The sequence below is a fragment of the Nocardioides sp. cx-169 genome (assembly GCF_021083605.1).
Taxonomy (GTDB): Bacteria; Actinomycetota; Actinomycetes; order Propionibacteriales; family Nocardioidaceae; genus Nocardioides.
The window spans coordinates 188584-198768 of record NZ_JAJNRO010000005.1 but is presented as its reverse complement, the minus strand read 5'-3'; the positions used below and the strand labels follow the sequence as shown (position 1 = coordinate 198768).

8 protein-coding genes are annotated in these 10185 nt (G+C 71.9%); 4 read left to right on the top strand and 4 right to left on the bottom strand.

All coding sequences use genetic code 11. The annotated features are described in order from the left end of the window. Positions 1 to 384 precede the first annotated feature (384 nt). Both LRP67_RS10905 and tyrS read right to left on the bottom strand, forming a co-directional pair. Positions 385 to 1446 carry an alpha-hydroxy acid oxidase gene (locus tag LRP67_RS10905; protein ID WP_231270203.1) on the bottom strand — a complete coding sequence of 354 codons (1062 nt, stop codon included), beginning with the start codon at positions 1444 to 1446 and terminating at the stop codon, positions 385 to 387. Beyond that, entirely contained in the window at positions 1443 to 2711 is a 1269-nt protein-coding gene (tyrS, locus tag LRP67_RS10900; RefSeq protein ID WP_231270202.1) for a tyrosine--tRNA ligase, read from the bottom strand. The genes LRP67_RS10905 and tyrS overlap by 4 nt, the downstream gene beginning before the upstream one ends. Before the next feature lie 113 nt (positions 2712 to 2824). On the opposite strand from tyrS, the gene LRP67_RS10895 reads away from it, so the two are divergent. Genes LRP67_RS10895 through LRP67_RS10885 form a run of 3 tightly spaced genes read left to right on the top strand, consistent with a single transcriptional unit; the run spans position 2825 to position 7271 of the window. Continuing rightward, positions 2825 to 4213, top strand: coding sequence for a serine/threonine-protein kinase (locus LRP67_RS10895; protein ID WP_231270201.1), 1389 nt, complete (start codon positions 2825 to 2827; stop codon positions 4211 to 4213). Next, the gene (locus LRP67_RS21855; protein WP_231270200.1) at positions 4214 to 7012 is read left to right on the top strand and encodes an ATP-binding protein; all 2799 of its coding nucleotides are present in this window, start codon (positions 4214 to 4216) and stop codon (positions 7010 to 7012) included. A 55-nt stretch (positions 7013 to 7067) separates the two neighbouring features. Beyond that, a complete protein-coding gene (locus tag LRP67_RS10885; protein ID WP_231270199.1) occupies positions 7068 to 7271 on the top strand; it encodes a hypothetical protein in 204 nt (67 codons plus the stop codon). Positions 7272 to 7274: 3 nt separating this feature from the next. Here the strand turns inward: LRP67_RS10885 and LRP67_RS10880 are convergent, their stop codons facing one another. Continuing rightward, a complete protein-coding gene (locus LRP67_RS10880; RefSeq protein ID WP_231270198.1) occupies positions 7275 to 8093 on the bottom strand; it encodes an MBL fold metallo-hydrolase in 819 nt (272 codons plus the stop codon). Positions 8094 to 8187: 94 nt separating this feature from the next. Here LRP67_RS10880 and LRP67_RS10875 point away from each other — a divergent pair, with 94 nt between their 5' ends. After that, a complete protein-coding gene (locus LRP67_RS10875) occupies positions 8188 to 9006 on the top strand; it encodes a DUF72 domain-containing protein (protein ID WP_231270197.1) in 819 nt (272 codons plus the stop codon). Position 9007: 1 nt separating this feature from the next. Here LRP67_RS10875 and LRP67_RS10870 read toward each other — a convergent pair whose 3' ends face one another. Beyond that, positions 9008 to 10066: a hypothetical protein gene (locus LRP67_RS10870; RefSeq protein ID WP_231270196.1), complete on the bottom strand. Its 1059-nt coding sequence runs from the start codon at positions 10064 to 10066 to the stop codon at positions 9008 to 9010. Positions 10067 to 10185: the final 119 nt, after the last annotated feature.

The following is a 10185-nucleotide window of genomic DNA, read 5'->3' as shown; positions in this document are numbered from 1 at the left end:
CAAAACTGACAATTGCCAGAATCATTAATGCCGAAAAAACAACCCAACACCCAAAAGATGAGGGGCATACAAACTAATTCATCGACTATGACACACTGTTGAGTTCTCAAGTATCAGACGCACACCTGACACGACCCGGTGAGGGCTAGCCTGGGGCTGCTGGTCATACTGTCTCCGCACACATCTGCTGCGGGATCCGACTGCGACCTGAGCCGCACTCGTTCCACCCGTGAGAGTGTCCAGAGGATGGTCACCGGGGCCGGAAGCCCGACCTCTCGGTCTTGCTTCCCGCCGCACCTGGCGACATCCAGAACATTAGAGGACTCCTGCGGCGTTGCACAAATCGGGTGGGGGTGACCCGGGCCACAATCGCGTTTGCGCAGGTCAGATGGGGTGCCGGGGCGCTGGCGCGGTCAGGCCGCGGGTGTCGGGCACGGATTGGCACCCGGCCAGCCGCATCGCCTCGAGCGTCTGGTCCCGCAACACGGCGTTCATCCGAGCGACATCCGGCCGGCCGCCCACGAGCGCATACAGGGGCAGCCGCCCGAGGAAGACCCCGTCGGCGCCCAGCGCCAGCGCGGTGACGATGTCCGCGCCGGAGCGCACTCCCCCGTCGACGTACACCTGCGCCCGGTGCCCGACGGCGGCGCGGACACCGGCCAACGCTGCGGCGGTGTCGGCGGCACGGTCGAGCTGGCGCCCCCCGTGGTTGGACACCCAGATCCCCTGGGCCCCCGCGTCCACACAACGCTGCGCGTCGTCCCTGCGGAGCACGCCCTTGACCACGACCGGGAGGCCGGTGTGCCGGGCGAGCCGGTCCAAGTCGGCAGTTCCGAGGTCCATCGCCTTCTCGGAGCCGGGCCTGGCGTCGTAGCCCGCCCCGAAGTTGACGCGGACCAGGGCCGGATCGACCACGTCCCACACCGAGCGGTCCGCGACGTGCTTGGTCGCGACAACGGGGGTGTCCACCGTGAGCACGACCGCGGAGGCACCGGCCGCGACCGCGCGGTCGAGCAGCGGGCCGGCCAGGGCGCGGTCGGCCGGCAGGTAGGCCTGCAGCCACCACCTCACCCCGGTCGCGCCGATGTCGGCGAAGGGAGTGCCGGCGTTGCTGGAGACCACCATCAGTCCCCCCACCGCGGCCGTGGCGCGCGCCATGGCGAGCTCGCCGTCGGGGTGGACCGCGCGCTGCAGGGTCGTCGGGGCGACGCCCCAGGGCACGTCGAGCGGCGTGCCCAGCAGCTCGACGCCCAGTCGTACGTCGGTCACGTCGCGCAGGACGTGCGGGTACAGCGAGACGCCCGCCCACGAGCCGGCGGCGCGGGCAGCGCTCAGCCCGTCGTGCGCGCCCTGGGCGACGTACTCGAACACCGGCGGCGGCAGTCGCTCACCGGCCCGCCCCTCGAGCGAGGCCAGCCAGCGTGCGTCGTCGGCCGCCTGTGTCACCGCACCTCGACGCCCGCGAACTTCTTCTTGCCGCGCCGCAGGACGAGCCAGCCGTCGACCAGGTCCGCGGTGGTGGGCCGCGCCTCCGGGTCCTCGACCCGCTGGTTGTTGAGGTAGGCGCCGCCCTCGGTGATCGTGCGGCGCGCCTCTCCCTTGCTCTTCGCCAGGCCGGTCTCGACCAGCAGGTCGACGACCGACGGGAGCTCGACACCGGCCGGGACCTCGATCGAGCCCGCCTCGCGCAGCGCCGCCCCGAGCGTGGCGCCGCTGAGCCCGGTCAGCTCACCGCCGCCGAAGAGCGCGGCCGCTGCCGCCTTGGCCTGCTCGGTCTCCTGGGCGCCGTGGACCAGCGTGGTGACCTCGTCGGCCAGCACGCGCTGGCCCTCGCGCAGGAACGGCTTCTCGGCGTGCCGTGCCTCGAGCGCCTCGATCTCCTCGCGCGGCAGGAACGTGAACACCCGCAGCAGCTCGCCGATCTTGACGTCCTCGGCGTTGAGCCAGAACTGGTGGAACGCGTAGGGCGAGAGCATCTCCGGGTCCAGCCACAGGGCGCCGCCGTCGGTCTTGCCGTACTTGGTCCCGTCGGCCTTCGTCATCAGCGGGGTCGCGATGGCGTGCACCTTCGTGCCCAGCGTGCGGCGGATCAGCTCCACGCCCGCGGTGAGGTTGCCCCACTGGTCCGAGCCGCCGAACTGCAGCGTCACCCCGTGCTGGCGGTGCAGCTCGAGGTAGTCCATCGACTGCAGCAGCACGTAGCTGAACTCGGTGTAGCTGATGCCCGTCTCCAGGCGGCTTCTCACCACGTCGCGCGCGAGCATCCGGTTGACGGGGAAGTGCTTACCGACGTCGCGCAGGAAGTCGATCGTCGACAGCCCGGCGGTCCAGTCCAGGTTGTTGACCATCGTGGCTGCGTTCTCGCCCTCGAACGACAGGAACGGCTCGATCTGACCACGCACGCGCCCCACCCAGTCCTGGACGGTCTCCGCGGTGTTCATGACCCTCTCCCCCGCCTCCTTGGGGTCCCCGATCATCCCGGTGGCTCCACCCACGAGTGCGTACGGCGTGTGCCCGGCCGCCTGCAGCCGCTTGGCCGTGAGGATCTGTACGAGGTGACCCATATGCAGGCTGGGCGCGGTGGGGTCGAAGCCGACGTAGAACCGCACGCTCCCCGCGCCGAGGGCCTCGCGCAGCGCGTCGAGGTCCGTCGAGTGGGCGATGAGGCCGCGCCACTCGAGGTCGTCGAGGAGGGTGGGGTCGAGGGTCACGATCGGCCTTTCGTGGTCGGGAGGGGCCTCGGGGGCCCTCCCCCAGCCTGCCGCATCGCCTTCCGCACCGCCCAGCGGGCTACTGACTACCCTTGCGGGCGGGAGGAGGACGTGTGATCGCAGGAAGGTACTCACTCGACCGCGAAATCGGGCGAGGCGGCATGGGCGCGGTGTGGCTCGGACGCGATGAGGTCCTCGGTCGACCCGTCGCGCTCAAGCGCATCGGCATGATGCCCGGCGGCAGCAGCCCCGACCTGCTACGCGCCGAGCGGGAGGCCAGGCTGGCGGCCCGGCTCAACCACCCGCACGTGGTCGCGGTGTTCGACCTCGTGGACGAGGGCGACGCCCAATGGCTGGTGATGGAGTACGTCGAGGGGCGCACCCTCGCCGAGCTCGTCCGCGCCGAGGGCCCCCTTCCCGTCGACCAGGCCGCGCAGATCGTGATGCAGGCCGCGGAGGCGCTGGCCGCCGCCCACGCCGCCGGGATCGTCCACCGCGACGTCAAGCCGTCCAACATCCTGGTGACGCCTGAGGGGCAGGTGAAGCTGTCCGACTTCGGCATCGCCCGCGCCGAGGCCGACGCGTCGCTCACCCAGACCGGGCTGGTCACCGGCTCGCCCGCCTACATCTCCCCCGAGGTCGCGTCCGGGCGACAGGCCACCGACCTCAGCGACGTGTGGTCGCTGGGCGCCACGCTCTACCACGCCCTGGCGGGGCGACCGCCGTACGACATCGGCGACAACGTGATCGGCGGCCTCTACCGGATCGTCCACGAGGACCCGCCGCGCCTGAGCGACGCCGGCTGGCTCACCCCGCTGCTGGAGTCGAGCATGACCGTGGATCCGCAGGGGCGGTGGTCGATGCAGGAGGTCGTGGAGTTCCTGCGCGCCGGACCGACCGGGACCGCGCCCCGGCCGGTCGGCCGGCGTCGCGCACTCGCTACCGACGGCCCCCCGGACGTGGCACCGTCGACCCGGGTCATGTCGGCCGTGCTCCCCCGCCCGACCGGCGAGGGCGGCACCCGACCGGCACGCCGCCCGAGCCGGATGCTGCCGGCCGTGGCCGCGGTGGCGGTGCTGGTCCTGGCGACGGTCATCGCGCTCCTGGCCGGGCTCAACCGCGGTGACGACCCCCCTGCCGACCGGGGCACCGCCGGCGAGACCCCGTCGACCACGAGCGAGCCGCCCCAGAAGCAGGTCACCGCCTCAGGGATGGAGGAGTTCGGCCGCAGCTATCCGGCGATCGCGAGCTCCGACCCGACGGCCGGCTTCGAGTTGCTCACGCCCGACTACCAGGCCAGGAGCGACCAGTACGAGGAGGTCTGGCGCGGCATCCAGGATCCCGAGGTCGACGACGTCCGCGCCGACCCGAGCCGGATGACGGTCACCTACACCTACCGCTACGAGCGCGACGGGGACCCGATCACCGAGGAGGTGACGCTCACCTTGGTGGGCACCGACGGCGAGTACAAGATCGCCGACGCCACCTCGCGGAGGATCTGAGTGGACCCCGATCTCTACCGCGACATCGTCGAGACGTCGCCCGACGGCATCTGGGTGTTCGACCTGGAGGGGCGCACGATCTACGCCAACGCTGCGCTGGCCGCGCTGTACGGCGTCACGCGCCGGGAGTTCATGCTGCTGAACGTGGCCGACACGCTCGACGACGCGGATCGCGTCCACTTCGCCGAGCACCTCGCGGCGCTGCGGCGAGGAGAGCTCAACGACGGGCCGGTCGAGGGCCGGTACCTCGCCAAGGACGGCTCACGTCCCTGGATCGAGGTGCTGGAGAGCGGGCTCTACGGCCCCGACGGCGAGCTGACCGCCGTACTGCACCGGCTCTCGGACGTGAGCGAGCGCCGGCACGCGCTCGAGGAGCTCAGGTCGAGCCGCGCCCGGCTCGACGAGGCACACCGGATCGCCCGGATCGGCAGCTGGGAGTGGGACTACGCGCGCTCCCAGATCACGGGATCGACCGGGCTGCAGCACATCTACGGCTGGACGCCGCAGGACGTGCCGAGCGACTTCGAGGAGTTCCTCGCGCGGGTGCACGAGGATGACCGGCCGCAGGTCATGGAGGCCGTCGCCAGCGCCGGCGAGACCGACAGCTACGTCTGGGTGGCCAGGGTCTCGGGGACCGACGGCTGGGTGTGGACCCGCGGCCGCGGAGTCGTCCGGCGCGACGCCGAGGGCAAGGCCCTCGGCCTCTCCGGCACGCACGAGGACATCACCGAGGTCAAGGAGGCGGAGCTGGCGCTGCTCGACCAGGTGAAGCAGAACGCCCTGATGCAGGCGGTCGCGACCGCCGCGAACGAGGCGCACACCCTCCACGACGTGCTGGCCCAGGCCAAGGACCTCGTCGTGCTCCACGACGACTGGCGCCGCGGGCGCGCCTTCCGGGTCGTCGACGACGGGGCCGGGATCGAGCCGATCCACCTCAGCGAGGCCGACCGTCTGGAGGACGAGGAGACCCCCGAGGACACCGCGGTGGAGCTCGCGCTGGCCACCGAGGCGATGCACCGTCGCGCGACCGTGTGGAGCGAGGACCGGCTGACGATCGCGTTCACCGTCGAGCACGCCGGCAGCCTGCGCGCGGTGCTGACGATCATGTCCGACCCGCCTCTGTACCGCCACGCGATGATCGAGCAGATGGCGGAGGCGGTCGCCGTCCAGATCGGCCGCGTCGCCGAGCGAGAGGAGGCGCAGCGGGTGGTCGCGGACGCCCGTGACGCGGCGATGGCGGCGTCCCGGCAGAAGTCGGAGTTCCTGGCCACGATGAGCCACGAGATCCGCACCCCGCTCAACGGCGTCATCGGACTCAGCGACCTGCTGCGGCGTACGCACCTGGACGAGGAGCAGCAGCGACTGGCGGCCGGCGTGCAGGTGGCCAGCCGCGCCCTGCTGAGCGTGATCAACGACGTGCTCGACTTCTCCAAGATCGAGGCCGGCCGGCTTGAGCTCGAGGAGGTCGACTTCGAGGTGCGGCCGCTGCTGGAGCAGGTGGAGAGCGTGCTCGTCGACTCCGCCGCCAGCAAGGGGATCCTGCTTGAGGCCCGGTGCGATCCCTCGGTGCCGCTGTCGCTGTGCGGTGACCCGACCCGGTTGGCCCAGGTGCTCGCGAACCTGCTCTCCAACGCGGTGAAGTTCACCGACGCCGGCTCGGTCACGGCGCTCGCTACCGCCCGCACCCGAGGCGACCGCACGGAGCTGCGCGTCGAGGTGCGCGACACCGGGATCGGGATCTCCCCGGCGACGGTGCCCACCCTGTTCGCGCCGTTCACCCAGGCCGACTCCTCGACGACGCGGCTCTACGGCGGCACCGGTCTCGGCCTGGCGATCTCGAAGGAGATCGTCGAGGCCTTCGGCGGCCACATCTTCTACGCCCCCAACCTGCCTCGGGGCAGTGTCTTCACCTTCACGGTCTGGCTCAGCAACGTGCTGCGAGGCACGCCGGAGACGAGCACGCTGGTGGGCGAGCCGGCGCCGGCCGTCGCCAGCCCCCATGGCCGGCGGATCCTGGTGGTCGAGGACAACCTGGTCAACCAGATGGTCGCGGCCGGCCTGCTGGAGGCCTTGGGCTATGCGGTCGAGGTCGCCGGGGACGGCATCGCGGCGCTCGAGGTGCTCGCCGAGCGGGACTTCGACGCGGTGCTGATGGACGTGCAGATGCCCAAGCTGGATGGGTACGCCGCCACGCGGGCCCTGCGCGCCCGCGAAGGCGAGCGCCGTACTCCCGTCATCGCGATGACCGCCGCCGCGATCGACGGCGAGTGTGAGCGCTGCCTGGAGGCCGGCATGGACGACTTCCTCACCAAGCCGGTCGACCCGACCGCTCTCGGCCAGGTCCTGACGCGCTGGACGGGCGCGCTGCCGCCGGCCGGCCGCGCCGTGCGTGATGATGAGCCTGTGCTGCCTCCCACCTCTCCCATCGACGGGCTCGACGTCGAACGCCTCGACATGCTGCGCGACCTCGACGTCGGCAACACCGACTACCTCGACCGAGCGATCAGCAACTTCATCGCCAGATCGGCCGCCGCGGTCGAGACGATCCGCGGCCACATCCTCGACGGCGACGCCGACCTCATGCGCCAGGCGGCGCACAAGCTGGCCGGCAGCGCACTGAACCTCGGCGTGGAGGGCTCGGCCGCCGCCGCGCGGCAGCTCGAGTGGCTGGGCGACTCCGGCACCACGGACGGCGCGCTCGATCTGGTGCCCGGCCTCGAGCGAGCTCTCGAGGAGGGCCAGGCCCTGCTCCGTTCCTACCAAAACACCTACGGCGGTCCCGGCGCTCCTTCGGTCTAAGGTGTCCTAGCCGGCCCGCACCGGGGGCTCGGGACACGAGGCTCAGGAGATCGTCATGAAGGTCTTGATCGGCATCATCGTCATCCTCTGGCTGGTCATCGGCGCGGCCGCCGCCTTCCAGCGTGGCTACTTCGGCGACGACCGCGACGTCAGCTGCAAGACGTTCGGGGACACCGCCCTCACCGTGGTCGCGGGCCCGCTCAACTACCTGGGCGTCAACCCCAAGGTCGACTGCAAGACCCCGCAACCCTCGAAGTAGGTCTCAGGATCGGGCCGGTGGGCCGGGGCGCAGAGGCACAGCCTCGCCCCGTCGCACCGGCCGGATCTGCGTCGGCAGGCTGCGGGCGCGGCAGGCGTCGAGGAAGTCCGGGAGCGGCGAGCGGAAGACCGTGTAGTCGTCGTGGTGGACGGGGACCGTCACCGCCGGCGAGAGCAGCTCGACCAGGTCGGCGCCCTGCTCGCCGTCCATCGTGACCAGGAGCCCGAGCACCCGGGTCCCGCCGAGGTGCACGACGGCGGCGTCGATCGGACCGGTGCGGTCGGTGACGTCCCTCAGCCACGGGCGGAAGAGCGTGTCCCCCGTGATGTAGACGCGAAACGGCGGGCCGCCGCCCTGGTCGAGCTCGAGCACCGTCCCCATGACCGGGGGCAGGATCCGGCTGGCGACGGCCGGCGCGTGCGTGCCCGGGACCGAGGTCACCCGGAGGCGCCACCCGACCTCCTGGAGCTCGACGGTCTCCCAGGTGCTCATCCCGTGCGCGCCTGCGAAGCCCCACGTGCCCAGGCGACGGCTGGCCTCGGGCGTCGTGAGGATCGGCAGTTCCCGGTCGAGCTCGCGGCGCGCGATGCGGTCGAAGTGGTCGCCGTGCAGGTGTGAGAGCAGGACGGCGTCCAGGTGGGGCAGCTGGGCGGGCTGCAGCGAGGGCTCCGTGAGCCGCTTGGAGAACAGGCCCTTGCCGAGGTAGGCCCGCTGTCCTCGATGCAGGAAGTTGGGGTCGGTCAGCAGCGTGAACGGGCCCAGGCGCAACACGGTCGTCGCCGTCCCGACGAACTCCAGCGAGAGCGGCGTCTCGTCCGACATGGTGGCTCCTCCACGGCAGGGGCTGCTGGGGTGCCCCTCCCGGCGTACCGGCAAACCCCGGCATGGGGCGCCGGAGCCCGGGTACAGGACGGTCATGGCGGGTCGGGTGAGGGTCGGCATCTCCGGCTGGACCTACGCCGGCTGGCGCGGCGACTTCTACCCCCGTGGCCTGGTGCAGCGCCGGGAGCTGGAGTACGCCGCGCAGCAGATGAGCTCCATCGAGATCAACGGCTCGTTCTACTCGCTGCAGCGCCCGACGTCGTACGCCGCCTGGCGCGACCAGACGCCGGACGACTTCGTGTTCGCGGTCAAGGGCGGGCGCTACATCACGCACATGAAGAAGCTGCGCGACGTCGAGACGCCGCTCGCCAACTTCTTCGCCTCCGGCGTGCTCGCGCTGGGGCCCAAGCTCGGCCCGCTGCTGTGGCAGCTGCCCGAGAACCTGCCGTTCGACCCCGAGCGACTCGCGGGGTTCTTCGCGCAGCTCCCGAGGACCACGACGGAGGCGGCGGCGCTGGCCGCGGCCCACGACGACAAGGTGCCCGAGGACCGCGCGCTGACGACGGTCGACGCCGACCGGCCGCTGCGCCACGCGCTGGAGTTCCGCAGCGCGACGTACTGCACCCCCGAGGCGTTCGCGCTGATGCGCGAGCACGACGTGGCGTGCGTGGTCGCCGACACCGCCGGCCGCTGGCCGCACGCCGAGGAGCGCACCAGCGACCATCGCTACGTCCGCCTGCACGGCGACACCGAGCTCTACGCCAGCGGCTACGGCGACGAGGCCCTCGACGCCTGGGCCGCGAAGTGCCGTCGCTGGGCGGGCGAGGGCGAAGACGTGTACGTCTACTTCGACAACGACGCGAAGGGCCACGCGCCGCACGACGCGGTGCGCCTGATCGAGCGGGTGACGTAGGTCAGAGCCCGCGCAGCCACTGCAGCACCAGGCGGCGCGTGCGCGGGGCCGACCGCTCGAGGGGCAGGGCGCTGCCCGCGCCGGCCAGGACCCGGGCGGTCACCTTCTCGCTCGAGGTGAAGGTCGCCGCCGCCTGGGCAGCCTGGTTGTGCACCCGGGCGTCGCGGCTGCCCGAGAGCAGCAGCACCGGCGCCTCCACGCGTCCCGCGGTGAGCGCCGAGGAGAGCACCACGGAGGCCAGGCTCGTGACGTCACCGCACGGCGTCGGGTTGCGCCGGCGTACGGCGGTCTGCTGCACGGCGGCGGGGGCGCTGGTGAACAGCAGCGCCCGGTACTGCGCCGCCGAGGGGCCGTACGGCGCGTAGCCGCTGCCCTGCAGGCACGCCGCGCTCTGCTGCTCGGCCTGGCGCAGCGCGAGGTCGGAGAGGTGGGTGCCGGCCCAGGACATCAGGACCAGCCCGTCAATGTCGTCGAAGCGCCCCGCCTCCAGCTGGGCGATCGCACCGCCGACACCGTGCGCCTGGACGACGACGTGGCTCGCGTGGGGGGTCGTGGTGCGGCCCTTGGTGAAGTCATAGCGACCCGAGCGCAGGCGCTGCACCACCTGGTGGAGCATGTGGGCCTGGGCGTCCAGGCACGTGGCCCTGCCGTTGGGCAGCGGGCTGCCGTCGTACCCGAGCCGGTCGAGCACCAGCGAGGTCTCCCCCTGACGGGCCAGCTGCGTCGCGTAGTCATAGCGGGGGTGGCGGCGCAGGTTCCAGAACCAGCCGCCGGTGCCGGCGTCGTGCACCAGCACGTTGACCCGCAGCGGGCCACCGCGCCCGAGCACGTCGCGCTCCGGACCGACGAGACGACCGCGCACCCCGTACATCTCCTGGTCGCTCGGGCAGCGCAGCAGCGCCTCACTGGTGTTGGCCACGTCGAACGCGACCTCGCGCGCGATCACCCGCGGCGCCCGCTCCGCCGTCGCTGAGGCCGGGGTCGCGGAGGCCGGCACGGCGAGAGTGGCCGCGACGAACGCGAGCAGGACTACGGGCAGGAGCCGGTGACCGAGACGCATCTGTTGAACGTACGTCAACAAGGCCCCCCGTCACAGACCGCCGGTATGTGACACACCCCTCGCGGAGGAGCGCCGGTGCCGCATTGACTCCCGGCGCCGGCCAACGAAACAGTGACGGT